The sequence below is a fragment of the Enterococcus sp. DIV0800 genome, assembly GCF_050559735.1.
Lineage (GTDB): Bacteria > Bacillota > Bacilli > Lactobacillales > Enterococcaceae > Enterococcus_A > Enterococcus_A devriesei.
The window spans coordinates 360,780-383,343 of the sequence record NZ_CP187898.1; the positions used below are offsets into that span (position 1 = coordinate 360,780).

General features: G+C 39.8%; 22 protein-coding genes and 1 riboswitch. Of the genes, 17 read left to right on the forward strand and 5 right to left on the reverse strand.

Translation table 11 applies throughout. The features are described 5' to 3' along the window. Positions 1-58 precede the first annotated feature (58 nt). The 14 genes from IGI54_RS01655 (at position 59) to truA (ending at position 15,202) form a co-directional block, all read left to right on the forward strand. Positions 59-460 (forward strand): C-GCAxxG-C-C family protein, encoded by a 402-nt coding sequence (locus tag IGI54_RS01655; RefSeq protein ID WP_430620984.1) that lies wholly within the window; start codon positions 59-61, stop codon positions 458-460. A 550-nt stretch (positions 461-1,010) separates the two neighbouring features. Beyond that, positions 1,011-2,624 carry an FAD-dependent oxidoreductase gene (locus tag IGI54_RS01660; RefSeq protein ID WP_430620985.1) on the forward strand — a complete coding sequence of 538 codons (1,614 nt, stop codon included), beginning with the start codon at positions 1,011-1,013 and terminating at the stop codon, positions 2,622-2,624. A gap of 4 nt (positions 2,625-2,628) precedes the next feature. Next, entirely contained in the window at positions 2,629-2,979 is a 351-nt protein-coding gene (locus IGI54_RS01665; protein ID WP_071861581.1) for a hypothetical protein, read from the forward strand. Between the two features lie 78 nt (positions 2,980-3,057). After that, complete coding sequence (locus IGI54_RS01670; RefSeq protein WP_430620986.1) at positions 3,058-3,567, forward strand: DinB family protein; 510 nt, start codon at positions 3,058-3,060, stop codon at positions 3,565-3,567. 132 nt (positions 3,568-3,699) lie between these two features. Next, a riboswitch (Fluoride riboswitch) is annotated at positions 3,700-3,765 on the forward strand. A 101-nt stretch (positions 3,766-3,866) separates the two neighbouring features. After that, positions 3,867-5,138 (forward strand): phosphopyruvate hydratase, encoded by a 1,272-nt coding sequence (eno, locus tag IGI54_RS01675; RefSeq protein ID WP_071861577.1) that lies wholly within the window; start codon positions 3,867-3,869, stop codon positions 5,136-5,138. Between the two features lie 405 nt (positions 5,139-5,543). Beyond that, positions 5,544-7,409, forward strand: a complete 1,866-nt coding sequence (locus tag IGI54_RS01680) for a BglG family transcription antiterminator (RefSeq protein ID WP_430620987.1) — start codon at positions 5,544-5,546, stop codon at positions 7,407-7,409. After that, entirely contained in the window at positions 7,399-8,439 is a 1,041-nt protein-coding gene (ypdE, locus tag IGI54_RS01685) for an aminopeptidase (RefSeq protein ID WP_430620988.1), read from the forward strand. The genes IGI54_RS01680 and ypdE overlap by 11 nt, the downstream gene beginning before the upstream one ends. Positions 8,440-8,451: 12 nt before the next feature. Further along, positions 8,452-8,760: a PTS lactose/cellobiose transporter subunit IIA gene (locus IGI54_RS01690; protein WP_211272374.1), complete on the forward strand. Its 309-nt coding sequence runs from the start codon at positions 8,452-8,454 to the stop codon at positions 8,758-8,760. A 22-nt stretch (positions 8,761-8,782) separates the two neighbouring features. Next, on the forward strand, positions 8,783-9,124 hold the full coding sequence (locus tag IGI54_RS01695; protein WP_071861573.1) for a PTS sugar transporter subunit IIB: 342 nt from the start codon (positions 8,783-8,785) through the stop codon (positions 9,122-9,124). A 26-nt stretch (positions 9,125-9,150) separates the two neighbouring features. Then, entirely contained in the window at positions 9,151-10,476 is a 1,326-nt protein-coding gene (locus tag IGI54_RS01700; RefSeq protein WP_071861572.1) for a PTS sugar transporter subunit IIC, read from the forward strand. A 16-nt stretch (positions 10,477-10,492) separates the two neighbouring features. Next, positions 10,493-11,560, forward strand: a complete 1,068-nt coding sequence (locus IGI54_RS01705; RefSeq protein WP_430620989.1) for an aminopeptidase P family protein — start codon at positions 10,493-10,495, stop codon at positions 11,558-11,560. Further along, positions 11,553-12,755 carry a MalY/PatB family protein gene (locus IGI54_RS01710; protein WP_430620990.1) on the forward strand — a complete coding sequence of 401 codons (1,203 nt, stop codon included), beginning with the start codon at positions 11,553-11,555 and terminating at the stop codon, positions 12,753-12,755. The genes IGI54_RS01705 and IGI54_RS01710 overlap by 8 nt, the downstream gene beginning before the upstream one ends. 444 nt (positions 12,756-13,199) lie before the next feature. Then, a complete protein-coding gene (locus IGI54_RS01715) occupies positions 13,200-14,171 on the forward strand; it encodes a hypothetical protein (RefSeq protein WP_430620991.1) in 972 nt (323 codons plus the stop codon). A 293-nt stretch (positions 14,172-14,464) separates the two neighbouring features. Next, on the forward strand, positions 14,465-15,202 hold the full coding sequence (truA, locus tag IGI54_RS01720) for a tRNA pseudouridine(38-40) synthase TruA (RefSeq protein ID WP_430620992.1): 738 nt from the start codon (positions 14,465-14,467) through the stop codon (positions 15,200-15,202). A 53-nt stretch (positions 15,203-15,255) separates the two neighbouring features. Here the strand turns inward: truA and IGI54_RS01725 are convergent, their stop codons facing one another. The 4 genes from IGI54_RS01725 to IGI54_RS01740 all read right to left on the reverse strand — a co-directional run bounded on the left by IGI54_RS01725 (position 15,256) and on the right by IGI54_RS01740 (position 18,140). Beyond that, positions 15,256-16,026, reverse strand: coding sequence for an ABC transporter permease (locus IGI54_RS01725; protein WP_071861567.1), 771 nt, complete (start codon positions 16,024-16,026; stop codon positions 15,256-15,258). After that, the gene (locus IGI54_RS01730; protein WP_313630702.1) at positions 16,019-16,936 is read right to left on the reverse strand and encodes an ABC transporter ATP-binding protein; all 918 of its coding nucleotides are present in this window, start codon (positions 16,934-16,936) and stop codon (positions 16,019-16,021) included. The genes IGI54_RS01725 and IGI54_RS01730 overlap by 8 nt, the downstream gene beginning before the upstream one ends. 92 nt (positions 16,937-17,028) lie before the next feature. Continuing rightward, entirely contained in the window at positions 17,029-17,577 is a 549-nt protein-coding gene (locus IGI54_RS01735; protein ID WP_430620993.1) for a chromate transporter, read from the reverse strand. After that, entirely contained in the window at positions 17,577-18,140 is a 564-nt protein-coding gene (locus IGI54_RS01740; protein WP_430620994.1) for a chromate transporter, read from the reverse strand. Before IGI54_RS01740 ends, IGI54_RS01735 begins: the two co-directional genes overlap by 1 nt. Positions 18,141-18,249: 109 nt before the next feature. On the opposite strand from IGI54_RS01740, the gene IGI54_RS01745 reads away from it, so the two are divergent. Then, positions 18,250-19,113 carry a LysR family transcriptional regulator gene (locus IGI54_RS01745; RefSeq protein WP_430620995.1) on the forward strand — a complete coding sequence of 288 codons (864 nt, stop codon included), beginning with the start codon at positions 18,250-18,252 and terminating at the stop codon, positions 19,111-19,113. Positions 19,114-19,206: 93 nt separating this feature from the next. Next, on the forward strand, positions 19,207-19,905 hold the full coding sequence (locus IGI54_RS01750; protein ID WP_071861562.1) for a DUF975 family protein: 699 nt from the start codon (positions 19,207-19,209) through the stop codon (positions 19,903-19,905). 65 nt (positions 19,906-19,970) lie between these two features. On the opposite strand, the gene IGI54_RS01755 is transcribed toward IGI54_RS01750, so the two are convergent. Beyond that, complete coding sequence (locus IGI54_RS01755; RefSeq protein ID WP_430620996.1) at positions 19,971-21,440, reverse strand: helix-turn-helix domain-containing protein; 1,470 nt, start codon at positions 21,438-21,440, stop codon at positions 19,971-19,973. A gap of 420 nt (positions 21,441-21,860) precedes the next feature. Between IGI54_RS01755 and IGI54_RS01760 the strand changes: the two genes are divergently transcribed. Further along, positions 21,861-22,367, forward strand: coding sequence for a DNA-3-methyladenine glycosylase I (locus tag IGI54_RS01760; protein WP_430620997.1), 507 nt, complete (start codon positions 21,861-21,863; stop codon positions 22,365-22,367). Positions 22,368-22,564 lie beyond the last annotated feature (197 nt).

Below are 22,564 nucleotides of genomic sequence, written 5' to 3' on the forward strand. Positions count from 1 at the left end.
AGGATAAAGAATCGTTGATTCAAGGAATCAGAAATTGGTTCTGAGGAGGAAGAGAGGAATGATCATGGAGCGACAACAGCAAGCAATCGCATCTTTTCAAGCAGGATACAATTGTTGTCAAGCAATAGTTTTAGCTTATCGTGCTGAGTTGAAGATCGATGAAAGAACAGCGATTGAACTAGGCGCAAGTTATGGCGGCGGCCGTTACCAAGGGTTGTGCGGCGCGTTAGCGGGCTGTTATATCGTAACCAATCAGTTAAAAGGCACCCCAAAGACCAACGACCCAGCCGAATGTGTGGGAGCTGCGACCGAAAAAATAATAGACAGACTCAACCAAGACTTCCAGCAAGCCTGTGGTTCACTTTATTGTAAAGAAATCATTGGCAAACGCCCTTGTTCAGAGTATGTTGGCGAGGCGTGCAGGATACTAGAAAAACAGTTGGCAGTGGGAAATAAATGATTAAGAAATGAGCGGCTGTGACTGGAACGCCGTTTATTCGGAAGAAGGAGGTGGGACAAAAATTTTGTCCCACCTCTTTTTTATACGCTTGAAAGAAAGTATAAAATTTTCACATGAATAAATTGCTTTACAACAGGTATATTCACATGTCCGGCTTCACGAACTAGTTTTATCGGCAATAAGCAAAACGATTTCGAAATTTGGGAGGCAATTTAGAAATCATTTGGTCTTATTGCTCAGCTGACGCCTATGAGGGAATCATTTTTCTAATCTCAATAAAGCGAGCAGAAAAACTGGCAAAAAGCTGAGGGAGTTGACGAAAGTCTTTCCTAATGTAAAAGCTTATTCTACCCGTCTCATTGAGGTAGCCATTTTCAGGAACTAATTTTTTTCTTTACGAGAACAATTCTTTGCCGGTTCGTTGAAAACATTGTACTATCGGAATTAGAGATGCCAAGCTATAGTGGAAGCGTATTTTAAGGAACTTTCTCTCGTTAGCGGGCATACGTTTAAAGCTAAAACTTATTTTTTAAATAGAGGAGATGGAACCATGAAATTTGTAGTAATAGGTGGGGTTGCAGGTGGCCCTTCGTTTGCTACCCGCTTACGTCGTTTGAATGAAGAACACGAAATCGTGATTTATGAACGAGGAGAAAATATTTCTTACGCAAGCTGCGCACTGCCTTATTATTTAGGTGGTGTAATTGAGGATTTGGATTCCTTGATCGAACGGACGCCAGAAATATTAAAGGTAAAGAACAATATTGATGTTTTTACGAAGCATGAAGTTCAGACGATTGATCCAGAAAATAAACAATTAGTCGTCAAAGATTTGGCGACTGGCGAAACGATTGCGACCAATTATGACAAATTAATTATTTCAGCAGGAGCTCGTCCAACTTTACCGCCAATCAAAGGGGCCGCAGAAGCGGAAAATGGCTTTGTCTTACGTAGCGTGACAGATGCCGCAGAGATCAAAACCTATCTTGATGAACACGATCCTAAGAGTGTTTTAGTTTTAGGAGCCGGCGTGATGGGTCTTGAATTAGCAGAAAACTTTAAACATCGCGGAATGGACGTAACTCTAGTGGATCAATTGCCGCAAGTCGCGTTTCCTTATGATGAAGAGATCGCGGATTTGATCTATGCTAAATTGCTTGAAAATGACTTACATGTTCATTTAAACACACGAGTAGAAGAAATTCGTCAAGCTGGACAAGAGGTTCTGTTATCCGATGGAACGAGACTTAATCCCGAATTGATTCTCTTTGCGACTGGGGTGGCGCCAAATAATGAAGTCGCTAAAACGGCCGGTATCGAATTATCCGAGGACGGACAAATCATCGTCAACGATCAATTAGAAACAAACGTAGCCGACATCTATGCCATTGGCGATATTATTAAAACCACCAGCGTAGTGACCGGGCTAGCAACTTCAAGTATGTTATCCAGTGCCGCCAATCGTCAAGGTCACATGTTAGCTGATATGGTTAATGGTACACCGATGCGCTATCGGGGGTATATCGGGGCCGGTGTAGCGAAAATTTTTGATTACACCGCTAGTTATGCTGGAATGACCGAGCATGCCTTGAAAGCGGCGGGCATCACGAATTACAAATCTGTTTTTGTGACCCCCTTTGATCATGCCTACTTTTACCCAGGAGCGACCCGTTTGAATCTTAAAATTATTTTCGACGCGGATAGCGGTAAAATCTTAGGTGGACAAGCCGTCGGAGAACAAGGTGTCGACAAACGAATGGGGGAACTGTCCGTAGCCATCACTGGCAATCTAACCGTATTTGATCTGCCTGATTTAGAATTACCTTATTCACCACCGTATTCAACCACGAGAGATCCATTGAACATTGCCGGCTATGTGGCAATCAATCAAATGACCAACGTGGTGGAAACAATCAAAGCGGAAGATATTCCAGCTGAAGATTTAGCTAGCGCCTTTTTCTTAGATATTCGTGAACCTAATAAATCCCCATCCGGCTCGATTGAAGCAACTAAAAATATTCCTATGAACGAGCTGCGTGATCGGATCAACGAAATCCCGAAAGATCGTAAGGTTTATATCACCTTTAGAAAAGGGTTAAATACCTATACGTCTGCACGGATTTTAGCTGGCTTTGGTATTCCAGCAATTTTGATCGAGGAGTAGGCGGATGAATGAATTCAAACAAGTTTTTAATCAGTCGCAGCAATTTTTGATTTTGCAAGCGTATATTGACCAGCAGCTTTCGGAAGAAGAATTAATGAACTTTACTTTGTTGGAAACCGTTGATGAGGTGCCAGTGGTATTTTATGATGCAGGCATGTTGGTGATTCAGCCTAATTTAGATTTGAATCAGTTTCAGCATACATTCTTTTCGAAAGAAGCGTTCAAGTTGCAACAAGAAAATAATCAACTAGTTGTGACTCTTTCAAATCAGAGATTGACGTTTCAATTTGCTGATTCATCAGAAGCGCAGCAAGTCGCAAGCGATCTGGCGTATTTGTATTCGACAGCCGAATAAGTCGAATAGTTGCCCTTAATAAAGCTCCGTAGTACAGTTGAAGAAGAACGAATTCAGATGAACTAGGAGGCTATTACGATGAAAAGTACGCAATTGGCAATGGAGATTTTGGATCGCGCACAGGAACGTTTTGAAGATACTTTTGAACAAATGACCACAGAAGAGGCTAACAAGATGCCGGCACCATTGATTAAATCAGTGACGTGGCTAATGTGGCATACTGCTCGCGAATTGGATCTGCAGATTTCAGCTTTAAATGGGACCGAGGCACTTTGGACAAGTGCTGGCTGGACAGAAAAATTTGCGTTGGACTTACCAGATGATACCGAAGATTATCGTCATTCGCCGGAAGAAGCGGCAAAAGTCGTAGTAACGGATCGGCAATTAGTTTTAGATTATCTAGCAGACAGTATTAAGTTTACTAAGGAGTACTTGGATAAACTGGATGAAAGCAGTCTTGATGACGTGATCGATACCAATTGGACACCACCGGTTACTCGTCAAGCTCGAATCGTCTCAGCGATTGATGATGCTGCTATGCATTCTGGTCAAGCGGTTTACACGAGACGCTTAGTAATTGGAAAATAAAGTTAGTAAAAGCAAATCTTTCCTTTTGAGAGATTTGCTTTTTTCATTGATTCAGGAAATTCGAATCGCTAGCAAATGAAAAAATTGAAAAGTCTTTTTATTTGTCAGAAAAAAAACAACGTGCTATCGTTTACTTGTAAGAGGGATGGTGCTCCCTCCTGACTGCTGAATTATTCAGCTGATGGCGCCTGTTATAAGTTCAATACTTTTAACACTTTGGCTGAGAGGCTCAAGGTGTATTTAGAAGTACTCAACTTGTAACAGGCTTTTTTGTATTTATATTTGAGGAGGAAATAGACATGACAGTAGTAATTGAAACAGTAAAAGCAAGAGAAATCTTTGATTCCCGTGGAAACCCTACAGTTGAAGCAGATGTGATTTTATCCGACGGCACATTAGGTCGCGCAGAGGTTCCAAGTGGGGCCTCAACAGGCGATCGCGAAGCCGTGGAATTACGAGATGGCGGCGATCGTTTAATGGGCAAAGGTGTTCGTAAAGCCGTTGAAAACGTCAATACTGAAATCAATGACGCATTAAAAGGTTTAGTACCTTTCGATCAAGCAAAAATCGATCAAGTTATGATTGACTTAGACGGTACACCAAACAAAGGTCGTCTTGGTGCCAATGCGATCTTAGGTGTTTCTATGGCCGTTGCTCGGGCTGCCGCACAAAGTCAAGGTGTGCCATTGTATCGTTATCTTGGCGGTGTCGATCTTGAATTGCCACAACCATTCTTCAACGTGATTAACGGCGGAGTTCATGCCGATTCAGGGATTGACGTACAAGAATTCTTAATTACACCAGTGAAGCGTGAAAGCTTCCGTGATGGTGTTGAAAAAATCGCCAACACTTACCACACGCTAAAAGGTGTGCTTGGCAAAGAAGGCTACGAAACAGCGGTTGGTGATGAAGGCGGCTTTGCGCCTAAATTAGCTAGCACCGAAGCAGCAATCGAAATGCTGTATCGTGCCATCAAAGAAGCCGGCTATGTACCTGGTGAAGAAATTGCCATCGCATTAGACCCAGCATCAAGTGAATTTTACAGCGATGAAACTAAGAAATATACTTTTGAAGGCAAAGAAATGTCTTCTGACGAAATGTTGACCTATTATCAAGAGCTAGTGAAAAAATACCCAGCAATCATCTCAATCGAAGATGGTTTCTCAGAACATGACTGGGACGGCTTCAAGAAAATGACGGAAACAATGGGTAAAGAAATTCAACTAGTCGGCGATGATATTTTCGTTACAAACCCAGCAATCTTCGCTGAAGGTATCGAGAAAAAAGTGGCCAACTCAATCTTGATCAAACTAAACCAAATCGGTACGGTTTCTGAATCGATCGAAACAATAAAAATGGCTCGTGCCAACGGTTATACAACCATGATTTCTCACCGTTCGGGTGAAACAGGCGATACATTCATCGCGGACTTCGCCGTAGCGATGAATGCCGGACAAATCAAGACGGGTTCCATGGCCCGCAGCGAACGGGTTGAAAAATACAACCAATTCTTACGTATCGAAGAAGAACTAGCCGGCTATGCCAAACTAGCTCGCTTCCCCAAAGCATAATAAAAGATAGTAAGACCGAAACCCCCGATCATCAATAAGATGGTTGGGGGTTTTTGTGTTTGGAACTACGATTCTGTGGGTGCTCCTGTAATAATTTCATGATACAAAATCGACATGTTTTCGTTTCGAACTATCGATAAAATGAGAAATATATTTCAACTTGATGTTTTATAAATAAGTATGTTATCAGCGAAGGACATTAACTAAATTTTTCTATTGTGAGCTTGCTGTAGAGTTGATACGCTTTTAGCAAAATAGAAAGAATTATTTTACTAGTTAGAAAATTCAGACGTTAATCCAGACACACTTTGCACAAGTGAGTGGAAAAAATTCAACTTTTCTAATTGAAAGGGTTTTCTTATACTAAGCGTGTAAATGATTGCGTTTGCAAAAGGAGAGGTGAAGATGAGGGAAATACAAATACTGGAAGCTTTAAAAGAGAAAGATTATTTAAAAGTCGATCAGTTAGCAAAAATCATCGGGGTTTCTTCTAGAACTATTCGTAATGATTTACGTGAGTTATCAGAAATTAAGCAAGGATTCGTGATCGATAAGTCACCTAGGCTAGGTTATCACTTAAATATCTCAGATGAAAAAAAGTTTTTGACGTATCTCGATCAATTTTCTAATACAACGATTGAGATGCAAAAAGACCGTGTGGAGTCTTTGCTAAGTTTGCTGTTAATCAATGAAGAATATCAGACAGTACAAGAACTAGGTGATGAGTTATTAGTCAGCAGCAGTCAAATAAAAAAAGACTTATCGAAGGTAGCATTGTATTTAAAAGGTAGCTCTATGGTATTAGAGCGCAAGGCTCATTATGGCATTAGAATCGTCAGTACGTTAAAAAATCGTCTCCTATTGTTGGTGGATTTGTATCAGCGAGGAAACAATAAGCTCTTGAAAAAAATAGAAGTAAGATTTGGTTCATCAACACAAAAGTTGCTAAAGGATAATCTTTATCAATTAATTAATCAAAAGAACTGGGAAATTGATTATGTGGAGTTTCGACGATTAGAAGAGGAGTTATTTCTATTATTGCTGATTAAAACAAATACTCCTAAAGAAATTATTTCAGACTCCCATTTAACAACGATTTTGCAAGGAACGTCAATAGTGTCACCGACAGATGAAGCGATTCATAAATATTTTGAGTCCAGCCTTTTAGCAAAGACTAAAAAATTAGAAATTTCAAGTAATAAACAGCTTTTAAAAGAAGAAATTACCGGCTTTTTTAAACAGATGGACGAAGAACAAAAAACATTTTTTTCAAGTGATCAAGAATTTCTAGATTTAGTTTATTTGCATGTTGCAGCGTTGATTGAGCGATCTCGTAAAGAAGTAAATTTTAAGAACCCTTATTTGGAACATATTAGCAAAGAATACCCGGTAATATTCAACTTTGCTGTACTGTTCGCCAAGTGGCTGGAAGAAGAATTCCAGTTAACGATCGCTTCAGATGAAATTGGATATTTAGCGACCCACATGACAGTGCCTTACCATAAATGGCAGCAAAGTCTGATTGAGAATATTTATCGGATTGCGGTTGTTTGTTCATCGGGTGGTGGAATGGCGTATCTGGTGGAGATGAAATTACGACGAATTTTTCCAAGAGCGAAAATCCAGACTTTTTCAATGTTTGAAATAGAAAAAATTCAAGACTACTATCCTGATTTGATTTTTTCAATCATTGAATTAACGCTTGCCATTGATTGTCCAGTGATTTTAATGAGTGAAGTACAAAGTGAATTGGACTATTTAGAAGTCAGTGAAAATCTCAGCTTATTGAAAAGCGATGAAAATTTTTCGATTGAACGATCCTTTTTTGAATTATTTTCTCAGTCGTTGTTCCAGATCGAAACACACCGAGCATATTCTGATATTTTAGTGGATCTGGCTGATCAAGTCGAAGAACAAGTTGCCTTTGCAGGATATAAAGATTCGTTGATGGAACGGGAAAATTACTTATCCACCATTTATCAAAATGGAATCGCCATTCCTCACCCGTTGATTATGTCAGGTAAAGAGAATCGACTCGCTGTGTGCTTATTACCAGAAGGAACGAGCGGGACAGAGCGATCCCCTAAAATTATTTTTATGGTTTCACTAAAAGCGGAACAATTAGATGTCCATCAAATCATTTCGAAAGAACTGAGTAAGCTGATGAATCATCCAGCAGCTATTAAAACACTAGTCGAGAGTAAAGATTATCATGAATTTTACTATACATTAAAACGAGTTTTAGGAAGAAGGAATTTAATTGAACATTGAATTTTTGAGGAATCTTTCCAATGCTGACGGAATTGCCAGTAATGAGAAAGAGGTCCGTCAAGCAATTTTAACGGAACTAGAGGAGTTACCCTATGAAAAAAGAACCGATGGGTTAGGTAGTTTGATCTTTACGAAACCCGGAAAGAGTCCCAAAAGTATTATGATCTGCGGACATATGGATGAAGTAGGTTTCATGGTACGAAGCATCAGTAGTTTAGGACTGATTCATTTAATGGTAGTGGGAGGCGTAAAACCGATTGCCCAACACTTGCAAAAAATCCGTATTACGACATTTGACGGTCGGAAAATCAGCGGTGTGGTTAATGGCGAATATCATGATGGTGTAACGAAGAATCTTTACTGTGATATTGGTGCTACAACAGCTGAAGAAGTAGCAGAGTTAGGTATTGAAGTTGGAAACATGGCTTGTTACGCGACAGAGTTCGAAAAATTCGATACTAGAGATATATATGCTGGAAAAGCATTAGATGATCGGCTTGCTTGCTTTGTGATGGGAGAACTAATGAAAACGTTAGCCCAAGAAGAACTGCCATTAACGATTCACTTTGCGAATACAAGTAGTGAGGAGGTTGGGATTCGAGGAGCGAAGACAGCTGTTCAGTTGATAAATCCGGATATTGTTTTTGTTATCGATGTCGCGACGTTTAGTAGTGAATTTGTTCGTGATCATACCAATCAACGTCAAATTGGCAAAGGCCCCATCTTGACTCATTTTGATCGGACGTTAGCCCCCAATTTAGAAATGATTCACTATGTGAAAGAGACAGCGAAGCAACAAAATATTTCATTGCAGCTGGATATGTTTAATTCCGGTGGGACTGATGGTGGCGAGGCGCATAAAGTCAATGAAGGCAAGCCAACAGTAGTTACGATCCTACCTGTTCGATATGGTCATTGTGCGTACTCCATTGTGAATCAGCAAGACATTCAGCAGATGATTGAGTTGTTTTTAGGGTTAATAAAAAATTTTACGGAAGATACTTACCATCGCATGGTAGATTTTATTTAAAGGAGACGACACATAATGACAAAAGAAGAACAAGAAATCGTACAGCTTATCTCAATAGCAGGGGAAAGTAAAGCCAAAGCTTTTGAAGCGTTGAAGTGCGTAAAGACCAAAGATTTTGACTTGGCAAAAGGCTTGATTGCTGAATCACGCAACTTAGATCTAGAAGCCCATAATATTCAAACTGATTTGATCAGTCGCGAATTGAATGAAGATATTGAATCATCAAATGTTGGCTTATTGATGGTTCATGCGCAAGATCATTATATGACAAGTCAGCTAGCTCGTGATTTAATCGAAACATTAATTACCGTCTTACAATAAAAAAGATAGAGGAGAATGAGATATGAAAATTTTATTATGTTGTGCTGGAGGATTTTCTACGAATATGTTAATGCAAAATATGCGCAAGGTGGTTCAACAAAGCGCCAAATTAAAGGATGAGGATTTTGATTTCACTGCGATACCGGCAGATTCAATTGAAAGTCAAATTGATGGTTGGGATATTGTTTTAATTGGACCGCAAATCACTCATAAAATCGATTTTATTCAGTCAATCACTGAACCAAGAGACATTCCTTACGCGGTCATCGATAAAGATATTTATGGGCAAATGGATGGTGCCACAGTAATGAAGCTTGCTCTGGTTACCTATAAGAAACATCAGTTGGCGAAACAAGCAGTCTAATAAAACGAAAAGAAAGAGGAAATCTTATGTTTGCAAAATTTGAGGCTTTTATGAACCGATTCTTCGTCCCTCTAGCGCACAAAGTCGATAATCAACGACATTTAAGTGCGATCAAGGCTGGGATGGTTGCAATGACCCCTTTCACTATTTTAGGAAGTTTCTTTGCTATTTTGCCAGCTCTTCCCAATATGCTAGGTGAAACCAATAGCTTCAGTCAGTTTATACTTAGCAATGCGGAATTATTCAATCTACCAGTAACATTGTCAACTGGATTAATCGGCCTATATGCCTGTGCAGCCATTTCCTATAATTTAGGAAATCATTACAAGTTGTATATTCCCGGTGCAGTAACGTTATCACTTTTTGGCTTTCTATTTATGACTGCTACTTTTGATAAAAATGGGATGTTAGATATCACTAATTTAGGGGCTAAAGGACTATTCACTTCGATGTTTGTGGCATTACTGACAGTAGAATTATATCATCTTTGTAAAAAACACAATCTGACAATTCGAATGCCTGAAGGAGTTCCGGATTTTGTTTCAAAATCATTTGAGCTTATTCCTGTAACATTAATTGTTGGTGGAACCTTTATAATCGGACGTTTTGCTTTGATGCAAACTTCTGGAGAATTACCTCCAACGATCTTAACGCGTTTCTTGGCACCACTCGTTGGTTCGATGGATAATCCATGGTCGGTATTGGCTTTGAATTTCTGCATTTGTTTGATTTTCTTTTTTGGAATTCATTCATCTGTTTTCAGTCCAATTACTCGTCCAATTATGGTTGCATTTATTGCAGAGAATATTTCAGCTTTTCAGGCTGGCCAACCAATTCCTCATTTCTATACGGCGGGAGCATCAAGTGCTTTCTTCGGATTTACTGGCTGTGGGATTTCAATCGGCTGTGTCGTTGCTTGTTTGATTTCAAAATCAAAACGTTATCGTCAAATCGGAAAAGTTTCACTTTTTCCAGCGTTGTTTGGAATCAATGAACCAATTTTGTTTGGTGCACCAATTATCTTGAATCCACTAATGTTTATCCCGCATGTTTTCGGCGGAGCGATTATCGGAACCTTACCAATGTTTTTCATGCACTGGGGATTGATCAACAAACCAATTTTTGATCCACCATACGTAGGCGTTTTCTTGGAAGGCTTTTTAACGAATGGCGATTGGCGAACAATTCTAGTGAATGCTTTGCAATTAGTTCTTGCGGTGGCTATCTATGTACCTTTCTTCAAAATTATGGAACGCAATGAGTTGAAGGATGAAGCGAAGAAAAAAGAAAAGAAAAATATTTTTGACCCAGGTGAAACAGATATTTTGGATGGTTTGGATTTAGATTTCTAGAATTGAGGCTTAATAAATGAGAATTGAAAAGTTACAACAGCTTGTGAAAGAATCGAATAATGAAGCCGTTATCATTAAGAATAAGGAGAATAAAAAGTATTTTGGCTCCTTAGGTGGGAGTGGTATCTATCTAGTGGTCACTCCAACGACACAAATTCAATTTTTCGATGGACGTTACCGGCAAGAAATCAAAGACTTAACGAGTGGTTTTGAAAATAGCGAAGTCCCGCAAGGAAGTTATTTACCAAAAATTTTTGAATGGTTGAAAAAGCAAAAGATTACGAAAGTAGCCATTGAACCAAATGGTTTGTCGATACAAGAATATCAAGCATTTTCAGAAAATTTTGAAGTAACAATTTGGTCCAAACAGATTCAGCAATTGCGAGCAATCAAATCTAACAAAGAAATTCAATTGATTAAAAAGGCTTGTGCTATGACTGATGAAATCTTTGCAGAACTATTACCGAAAATTAAAATTGGAATGAAAGAGAACGAGCTGGGGGCATTGATCCATTATCTTTCCTTAAAAAAAGGGGCTTCAGCTATGGCTTTTGATCCGATTGTTGCCAGTGGTCCTCGTAGCGCATTGCCACATGGACGCCCGACCCAACGAGCTTTTCAATCAGGTGATTTTATCACGATTGATTTTGGGATTGTTTTAGATGATTATCAATCAGATATGACGCGAACTGTTGCTTTAGGGGAACCAAATCAAGAATTGAGAGAAATCTATCAAGTCGTGAAGGAAGCGCAACAAGCGGCGGCTGATTTTGTTAAAATCGGTGTGACGGGTCAAGAAGTGGATGCTGTCGCACGAAAAGTGATCACAGAAGCAGGCTATGGTGAGTTTTTTAGTCATGGCTTGGGTCATGGTATCGGTATGGGCGGTGATGGACCAATCTTAAATCCTAAAAGCGAAACACTATTAAAGGAAAATATGGTAATGAGTGTCGAGCCGGGTATTTATTTACCCGGCGTCGGTGGTGTACGGATTGAAGATGACGTGATGATCGAAAATAAAATTGGGGTCCCTTTGAATCAAACGACGAAGGAATTACTAGTTGTAGGTGAATATTATGTATAATTTGGACAAAGTCATTGATCGCAAGCAAGGAAATGCGCGTAAATGGAGTAATCAGGTTCTTAAAGAAAAATTTGGATTAAATGAGGATGCTATTCCGATGGACTTAGCTGATATCGACTTTGAAGTAGCACCGGCGATTCAAAAGGCTTTAATGAAAAGAGCCAGCATTGGGGATTATAGCTATTCTTATGTACCGGATTATTTTTATGAAGCGGTAATTGATTGGAATCAGCGACGGTATGATACCTACATGGAAAAAGAATGGATCAAGATGACTTTTGGGACAGTTTCAACGTTGCATTATGTTATACAAGCTTTTACAGAGATAGGCGAAGGTGTCTTAATTAATACACCAGCTTATGATCCATTTGCTGAAGCGGTAGAGAATAACGATCGAAAATTATTTTGTAGCTCATTGATTAATCGCGATAATCGCTATTATCTTAATTTTGAAGATATGGAACAGCAGATGAGGGAGAATGATATTAAAGTCTTTATTTTCTGTAGTCCACAAAATCCTTCCGGTCGCATTTGGACCAAAGAAGAGCTTTATCAACTATCTGAACTATGTATTCGCTACAATGTCTTGTTAGTCTGTGATGAAATCCATCGGGACATCGTTTATAAAGGACGGACTTTCACTTCAATTTGGAATGCGCATCCTGAGATTAAACAACATAGTGTTCTTTGTCTATCACCCAATAAAGGTTTCAATTTAGGGGGATTGAAGACTTCTTATGTCGTAGTTCCCAATCCTACGATCAGAGAAATACTGCTAGAACAATTGAAGCGAAATTCGATTACTTCGCCTCACGTCTTTGCGGTACCAGCGATTGTAGCTGCTTATAATGAGAGTGAAGCGTGGTTAGATGAGATGATCGATTACGTAGAAGCGAATATGCAGCTAATCTATGAGTTCTTCGCAGAGATTCCGGAAGCGAAAGTCATGCCCGCGGAGTCTTCATTCTTAGCTTGGATCAATGTACAAAATTGGTTTAAAGACGAAACTGAAATGACTGAATTTTTCCAACGGGCCAACCTAACAATGGTTGTTGGCAGCTATTTTGTACAAGATGGTGAAGGATTTGTACGGTTAAGCATTGGTATGCCGAGAGAATTATTACTAGAAGCATTAAGTCGAATTAAGCGAGCATATGTAAATAGTCTTGAGTATGCAAGCCATGTAATTAATTAGAAATATTTGAACAAAGCCAAAACACTTAAATAAAAGTGCTTTGGCTTTTTGGTTAATTTTTGAGCTGCTTATTTTTAATCTCCTAAAAAAATTTCCGGACAAAAAATGACCATTTTTTGAAAAAAAAGAGAAATCTCTGGGATTTCATAGTCATAGACAGCCACTTCCGCTTATAATAGAATTAGCGAAAAAAGCGATTGATACCATGTTTCTCATGGATTGAAAAAAATACATAAGCATCAGTACTCCAACTTGCTTGAAGTTTTGCCAAGATAGCTTAACAATGCCTTTAAAGCATGCAGACCCTATTTTTTTGCGAGTAAACCAAGTCGTTCATAAAGAGTAGGGAAAAATTTTCATTGATCCGAAAATACGACCAAAGAAAGAGGGATTCGCATGTGCGCACAAGAGAAAAAGAGTAGATGGTTTTCAAACCGAACCATCATGGATAAGATTAACGCAATTCCTGATGAAAAAATTACTAGAGAGTCTGAAGCGAAGATTGCTCAATTAGCGGATAAGATCGCTTCGAAGCAATCAGAGGAAATTATGGAATTAAAACAGATTCTGACTGAAAAAGAAGCAGCGCTGCAGCAGTATCCTCAGGAGATGGCGGTAAAAAGACAGCGGCTTGAAAATGAAAACGAAAATTATAAACAGGCGATCCAACGTTGGGAAGCGGAGAAAGCTAAAAACATTGAGAAGATGCACACGTTGGAAATGGAAATAAAACAAATTAAAGAAGACACGGAGACACTGCAAAAAAGAGAAGAGCTGGAGCAACTCAGATCAAAATTAGTACACGCTAGGGCAGAAACTAGAAAATTGCAACAGGCGAAACAACAGCTGCCAGCTCTGGAAAAAGAAATCCAAATGCTGCAGCAGAAATGCCAAGAAGCAATCGCACAGCAAAAGAACCGAGAGCTTTGGCGGTATAACAAAATTAATCAGTTAGAAAAGCAAGTGGCTTCATTGATTGCTGATTTGGATAAAAAGGAAGAGCAGATCGAGCAGCAGGAACTGATTCTTTGGAAAAAAGAACAGCGAATCAGAGAATTGCTGCATGAGCAAAGCAGCAGACAGGCGCTGGTAAAAGAAGCTGCGGTGACTGAGCTGCGTCATCATGTGACAAGTGAAAAGAAAGAAAATGAACGCTTGAAGCAGGAGGCACTTCGGTCCCAAAAAGAGGTCGCCGACGTGTTGAGGTCCACCCGTAAACAGGCGGACCGCATGATCGGAAAAGCTCGCTATGATTCTCAGCGGATCATGCAATCATCTGAAAAGGAGGCGCAACAAATTCATACTCGCGCACGAGAAATTTCAGTTGAAATCACGCAAACAAGAAAAGAAATCACGGGTGTCTATGATGATCTGCAAAGCCGGATCGACCAATTAAAGCAACTGAACAATGACTGACTAAAATAGTGAATCTTTTGGAGCTGGGACATTAATTTGTTTCAGCTCTTATTCACGTATAAACGGTGCGACAGAAGTAGCTTATTCGAAAAATAAGCGGAAATTTTTTGAAGCTGAACACTTCTGTCCCAACCGCTTTTTTTTGTGGGTTAAAATTAGTAATCTCAAATCTTCAAGCATAGTTTCATTTGACACAAGCTGGGAGGAACAATGACTTTTTGTTTTCATCAGTAAAAGTGTTCGTTTTGTGTTAGACTACTGGAGAATAATCGAAAGTAAGAGGAGCCTTATTCATGCGAAATATAAAATTAACGATCGAATATGATGGGAAAAGATATCTTGGCTGGCAACGGCTAGGAGACTCAGATAAAACGATCCAAGGCAAAATTGAAAGTGTCATCAACCAGATGACCGGAGAAAAAATTGAAATCACCGGATCAGGCAGGACGGATGCGGGGACCCATGCTCGTGGACAAGTGGCAAATTTTAAAACCAACACGGAGTTATCTCGACCTGAAATGCTAAGCTTTTTCAATCGTTATTTGCCAAGTGACATCGTGGTGAAAAAAGTCGAAGAAATGCCGGAGCGTTTCCATGCACGCTACAATGTTAAAGGCAAACAGTACAGCTACTATGTCTGGAATGATCCCATCCCAACTGCCTTTGAACGCTACCACAGTTTTTATGTACCACAGGAATTAGATCTTGCGAAAATGCAGGAAGCCTGTGAAAAATTAATTGGGACTCACGATTTTCTAGGTTTTTCGGCTTTGAAAAAATCTAAAAAATCAACGACTCGGACGATTGATGAGATTGCGATTGAGCAAGAAGGCAGCATGCTGCATTTCACGTTTATTGCGGATGGTTTTTTGCATAAAATGGTGCGAATCTTGATGGGAATGATCTTAGCCATCGGTTCAGGTGATTTGGGGCTTGAGGTTATTGATGAAGTCTTGACGGAGAAAGTTAGAAAAGCAGCGGGAGAGACGGCCCCCGCACAAGGACTTTTTCTTGATGAAGTCTATTACTAAAAAGTGAATAATAAAAAAGCGGGCCTTTAGCAGTTGCTAAGAGCCCGCTTTTATTAGCTTCGTAGTCCGCGGCCTTTTTGAATCAAGTACCAGCAGATGCTATAAAGCACGGCGATAAAGAGGATCAAAATTGTCATAGAAACGACGATTGACACGTCCATCACGCCGAGAAAGCCATAACGGAAACCAGAGATCATGTAGACGATCGGATTGATTTTTGAGACGGCTTGCCAAAAGGGCGGCAGCATAGAGATGGCATAAAAAACACCGCCAAGATAGGTTAAGGGCTGCAGGACAAAAGTCGGTACGATGGAAACATCGTCAAAAGATTGGGCGAAAATCCCGTTCAATAAGCCTGCTAGTGAAAATAAAATCGCCGTCATCAATAATGTCACAACCACGATGAACCAAGAATAAACATGGAGGGGCACAAAAAATAAAGAAATGATCGTAACCAGTGCGCCTACTAAAACACTGCGGCCTAAGCCACCAATCACAAAGCCCCAGATAATAATATGGGTCGGCACCGGAGCGACTAAGATCTCTTCAATGTTTTTTTGAAACTTCTGAGAGAAAAAAGAAGACGAGACATTGGAATACGAGCTGGTGATCGCCGACATCATGATCAAGCCGGGAACGATAAATTCCATATAAGAAAAGCCCGCCATATCCCCGATCCGACCACCAATTAAATTACCAAAAATGACAAAATATAATGACGTTGTAATGACTGGTGGGACTAAGGTTTGGACCCAGATTCGCATGTAACGATTGGTTTCTTTTGCAGCGAGGCTTTTTAACGCAGTGAAATATAAATTAAACATGATTTTCCTCCGTGATTTTTAGAAATAGTTCTTCTAAACGGTTTGATTTATTCCGCATCGACAAGACTTTGATTCCTTGCGCTGTCAGCTGGTCGAACAATTCATTGATCCCTTGATCTCGTTCGACTTCCACCGCTAATGTTTGCTCATCTTCGAAACTATAATTAAAACCATTGATTTTCGGTTGTTTATCATAGGGGGCCAAATCAAGAATAAAAGTTTCAAATTGTAATTTTGCCAGTAATGATTTCATACTGGTATTTTCAATCAATTCCCCTGATTGAATAATCCCGATATGACGGCACAACATTTCCGCTTCTTCAAGGTAATGGGTCGTTAAAATAATGGTCGTACCATTGGCATTCAGTTCTCGTAAAAACTCCCACATTTCACGCCGCAGCTCGATATCCACACCGGCGGTCGGTTCATCTAGAATCAATAAACGAGGTTCGTGCATCAAAGCTCGAGCAATCATCAGCCGCCGTTTCATTCCGCCTGAAAGCATTCGCGCCCGTACGTTGCGCTTTTCCCATAAATCAGATTGTTTCAAATATTTTTCACTGCGCTTCATGGCTTCTTTCCGCGGTACGCCATAGTAGCCCGCTTGGTTGACGACAATTTGTTGGACGGTCTCAAAAGGATTGAAGTTGAATTCCTGTGGGACTAACCCAATCTGTTGCTTGGCATTGACTAAATTAGTATCTAAGTCATAGTCAAAAACCTTTACCTTACCGGAAGTTTTGTTAACGAGGGAAGTGATGATTCCGATCGTCGTGGATTTTCCCGCGCCATTCGGACCTAAGAGGGCATAAAAATCCCCTTCTTCTACTGCTAAGTCAATGCCTTTCAAGGCTTCGACACCCGTTTGGTAGACTTTAGTTAAATCTTTTATTTCAAGTGCATAAGTCATGTAAGTCTGTTCTCCTTATAGAGTTGATTCCTTATTCTATCATTCATTTTCGCGGGAACAAACCTGGAAAGCTTATAATATTGAAGGGCTGTTTAATATAAAAAGAAACCGGCAACACCTGCAAGACACATCAATAAAATTGGATTCAACTTAAACTTGCGCAAGATAAATAAGAACACAGCAAAAAGAATCACAGCGAGCCAATCAATATGAGCATTGAGTATACTTGATAATTCTGATGAACCAAAGAAAGTCAACAGTAAAATGGTAAAGCCAGCGGACATAATCAGACCGATCGAAGAGGCCTTTAAGCTTTTTAATACTTCTGAGACATAAAAGGATTCTTGATGTTTTTGGAAAAAGGAGTACAGTCCGATGGAAATGACACAGCCGCCTAAGATACAGCCGACGGTTGCGACGATTGCTCCGACAATCCCGTTTATTTGCATGCCGACAAAGGTGGAAGTATTTACTGCAATCGGTCCCGGCGTCATTTGAGAGATCGTAATGATATCCGTAAACACTTTATCCGTCAGCCAGCCTTGTTGATTAACGACTTGTTCTTGGATCAAAGGAATGATCGCGTAACCGCCACCGACGCTAAACAACCCAATTTTTAGAAACGTCCAGAATAATTGCATTATTTAGCCTCCTTTGTTTGTTGATAGCGAACTTGAAGTAAACACATCACTGCTCCGAACACCAAAATAAAAATGATATTTACATTGAAGAAAACATTGGCAATAAAAGCGATTGGGACTAGTAGATTAAGCAGTTTAGATTTTTCTTTACGTAACAATTGATACATATCGATCACGACGTCGACGATCAAGGCTGTGACGCAAGCTTGCATGCCTTTTAGAATCGCCATAATCATTTGATTCGCGGCGAAAGCTTCATACCAGCTAGAGATGAAGCCCAAAATAACCAACGGCGGCAAGATCGAGCAAATGACACTGAGGATGGCGCCAAGAGTGCCGCCAGCTTTTTTTCCGGCTAGGATACTGAGATTGATGGCGATTGCCCCAGGCGAGGATTGAGCAACTGCCGCCATTTCCATTAATTCTTCGTTGGAGAAGACGTGCTTCTGCTCAACGTAATACTTACGCACCATCGGAACGACAACATAGCCGCCACCAAAAGTAAATGCGCTGATAAACAAATTGACTGAACAAAGCCATAAATAGAATTTAAGTGATTTCATGAGTTGATCCTTTCCAAACAGACTAGTTCTAGTGTAAGGCTTTGTTTGTCATGTGTGAAATGATATTATGGTCTTATTGGTATGAATTCAATTCATGGGAGTGAAGGCAATGAACTTCAAGCAGTGTTTGATTTTTCGCGAAATCGCTCGGACCAAAAATTTTACGAAAGCGGCACATAATTTATACATGACCCAGTCGGCTGTCTCACATGCTATCAAAGATTTAGAAAACGAAGCGGAGACCCAACTGTTTGAACGGCTTCATCGCAGCGTCAAGCTGACACCAGCCGGAGAATTATTTTTAAAAGAAATCCAGCCGATGATCGAAGAATTTGAAACGGTGGAGGCCCGGTTGCCGCATTTAGAAAAGCAATCGCCCTTAAAGATCGCTTCTTGCATTACCTTTGCCCAAACCCAACTGCCCCAGCTTTTACAAAGGTTCCGAACACTTCAGCCAGCGGCAAGCTTTGAGGTTCAAGTTTTTCCGGCGGCGGAATCAATTGCACGGCTAGAAGAAGGAAAAGTCGATTTAGCGTTTATTGAAGGTCAAATTGTTCAACAATCGGTTGAAGCCAAAAAAATCGCTGAATACCCTCTGTGTGTTGTGGCAGAAGCGGCACAGCTGGCGGCTGAGTTGTCCTTTCACGAATTACTAGAGCAGCCTTTATTATTGCGCGAGCGGGGCAGTGCGGTACGGGAAACTTTTGAATCATCAGCGGTCTTGCAAGGAGAAAAAGTATTTCCAATTTGGGAAAGCGTGGATTCTCAAGCGTTAATCGCGGCGGTGAAGTCGGGACTAGGGATCTCGGTGCTTCCAAAGATTTTAGTGGAAGAAGAATTGGTAAGCGGCCGTTTGAAGGAAATAAAAATCAAAGAATGGTCGTTAACTAATGATATCACTGCCTTACTGCGAAAAAGCCGCTATCAGTCAAATTTGTTAGCTGCCTTTTGGCAACTGCTAGATGAAATATAATGAGCAAGCGACATTCAATCGAAATAAGCATTGATTTATAAGACATTTATAATCAATTCCTATATAATTAGAAAACAAAAGGGGGTATTAATTATGAAAACGACTGCTGAATTAAAAGCAGAAGCGAAGGAAGCATTAAAAGGAAGATGGGGGCAGGCTGTGCTGTTAAACTTAATTCCTACATTATTAGGTATTGCCGTGCTATTCTTTGTTTTCTTATCGGGAATGATTGGCTATTTACTTCATGGATCTGGTGATGGGATGATTTCATCTGTTTCAGACTATCAGCAAAATTACAGTAACGGAGCGGGAGCAAATCTTGTTTCCTCGATTGTCAGCGCCTTATTTATGAGTGGGATTTCTTGGACTTATTTAGATTTATTACGAGGTGAAAAGACTGAGATCGAACCATTCAAGGATGCTTTTCGCGGCTTCCAAGGGGTGTTCATCGTAGGCGTCATTTTACTTGCACTATTGACGAATATCTTTTCTACGTTGTGGGCCTTGTTACTGATTATTCCTGGAATAGTCAAAACTTATTCTTATTCACAAAGCTATTTTCTTTATTACGATCAAATCAAGCAAACGGGCGAGAAGCCTAAAGTGTTGGAAACAATCACGGCCAGCCGTCGTTTGATGAGTGGACATAAAGGTCGCTTGTTCTGGTTGGATATCACTTTCATTGGTTGGCATATTCTGGCACTCATTACATTAGGGATTGGCTATTTATGGCTAACGCCTTACATCACAGCGACTAAAGCAGCTTTTTATAAAGAGCTGTCACAAGCTTAAAAAAAAACGTTGGAACCCATCGAGGCTTCCAACGTTTTTTTTTAGTAAAGAGGTTCCAGAACGCCTTACCCAGAAAACTTTTTATTGTTTTGAATACTTAGTAAGAGTGGTAAAAGTCTGGTTTCATAATTGGCGTTTAAAAGATTGATTAAATAATAAGAGCTCTCTTGATCTGGCAGCAGCTCTTTAAAGGAAGTAATGAATAAATCGATCCGATCCTCTGGAGTAGGCTGGTAAACAATTTCGATAAAGCTGAGATTGTTTAAAAATTTTACTACGTGCTGCAAGTAGAGATAATTTGGAATGGCGACTAAGCCGACCCGGACCTTTTCATCATTAACGATAAAGAGCGGCAGCAAGTTCAAACACAAAGTCTTTGAAATCGAATCGCAAATCGTCGCTAACCAATTTAATTGTTTTCGGCGGCTAAGCTTTTTAATGGCTGTTTTTACGGCTGGATATAGCTCGTGATACAATTCAGTTTGTAAAAATTGTTCCTTATCACCAGTTTCAAAAAGTAATGGGATTTCTGTTTTTTGAATCGAGTAATTGAGAAAGGTACGGGCAATATTAGTCAGTAAGATTTTTTCTTCCGGCTCATTAAGTGTTTGCCGCAGTAATTCCTTCGAGCAAAACCGATGGAATGTGTCGATGGCTAAACATAGCGGGTCTCGTTCTTCGACATTTTTGGCATAATAGAGCATCATGGGGTTCATCGTTTGCGGATCTCTTTTCACGCAATAAGGATAGTAGTAAAATAAATAATTTAAAAATTCAATATTACGAGTGATCTGTGTCGGAGAATCTAAAGTGGTCGAAAGATAAGTATCTAGGTGGCGCTCTGTTTGAGAAAAAAGGATATCTTCAAACGGTGCCTCGTCTAAATATTTTTTTTGATCGTTACGCAAGCGGCAGACGCATAGCATTAAACGTACTAACTTGGGATGAAGTTGGAGTGGCAGCAAGGGTATCAGCGATTCAAGTAGTAGTTCCTCGTCATTAAAGCAGTGCTTGCAGTCGATTAGATCGTCGCCTAATGAAGCGGCCCATAACGCTTTGATATAAGCGATACGTAGGACGGCTTCACGCCCATTCAATTCCATTTTAGAAAAGTTGACATGGATATTGCATTTTTCCAAATAGTCGATGAGAGGATGCATTCGGCGTAGAATGGTCGATTCACTGACAAAGGTTTCTTTACTGAATTCTTTTAAGGTTTTTGCTGGATGCAGTAGTAAAGTAATCAAAAAGCGATAAGGAATGGATCGCTTGACTTGTGACATTAAAAAGTTATTTGAGCGGCTCGGATCAACTTTCCAATAAATTTTTGATGGTCCAATAAATAAAGGAGTCTCCTTCAATTCGAACAAGACTTCATCAAGCTCTTGCAGCATCTGCAAAAAAGGTAGATAGCTGCTTCCAAAATTTTGGCTAAGGGTGTGAACGGAATATTCGCCCTCCGGGTATTCTTCCATTTGTTTGAAAAATTGGATTTTCTTGAGTTGCTGACTCGTCAAAAAATGCTCTCTAAACATCAGGTTCCACCTTCCTAAATTTATTCTTTTATTCTATAGTTCGATCCGATTCAGAAGATAAAGAAGGACAATTGCGTCAGGGGCAGACTAAAAATTAATTTATAATTTATTCTAGCATAATGTTACTTTTGATTTTATCGAGTATTAATCAGTGGGGTCGTGATAATTCGTCATTTATTTAAAATTTTTATGATATTTTTGAATGAAATGTCAGAAAAAAGCAGGTATACGATTAAAATTTTGTTTTATTTGTTATTTCATACGTATTGTTAAAAAATCTGATAGTTGGTAAAAAACTTGGGTTTAATGTGCATCTCAATGATGATTGAGCTGTGGTGGGGGCAGTCGGCTACACACTAGGAAATAGCAACAAATGAAAAGAGCATGATACAATAAAATTCTGACAGGAGGCGACAAAAGATGAAAAGCTATCAGTGGTACAGTGACCAATGGGGAAAACCAACGAAAGATGATCGGTTATTATTTTTACTGCTGACGGTCGGTGTTTTTCAAGCAGGCTTAAGCTGGCAAGCTGCTGCTAGTAAACGTGAAACTTTCATGCGCCATTTCAGTGAAATGGATTTTCGCAAGGTCGCCGCTTTTTTTTCTGACGATGTCGAAAAAATCATGAATGACCCCGAGATGATCCGTAATCCTCGGAAGATTAAGGCGGTCATTCAAAATGCCCGGGCGATCGTGAACTTGCTGGAGGATTACGATAGTTTCGCGGACTATCTATGGGATTTCTTCGGTGGCGTACCCGTGTTGCACCAGTATGAAACTAGGGATGAAGTGCCGAATCAATTACCGGAAGCCACGGTGATCGCTAAGGATATGAAGAAACGCGGCTTTACCTTCGTCGGTCCGGTAGTGACTTGTATGTTTTTGAAGGCCGCTGGGATTATTCAAGATCAGGTGATGGAATAAGTAGAAAAGAAGCTAGTCAGCGAAAATTCAGAATGTAAAAATAAAGCAGAAAGTATTAACGGCGATAAGCTAAAAATTAAACTATTTATGAAGTGGAGAAATCCACTTTTTTTTATTTACATATTTTGAAATCCGTATTCTTTCACTGTGGGCTTAGAGGATTTTCAACGAAGTAGTAAAAAAATTTTTCCAGTCGC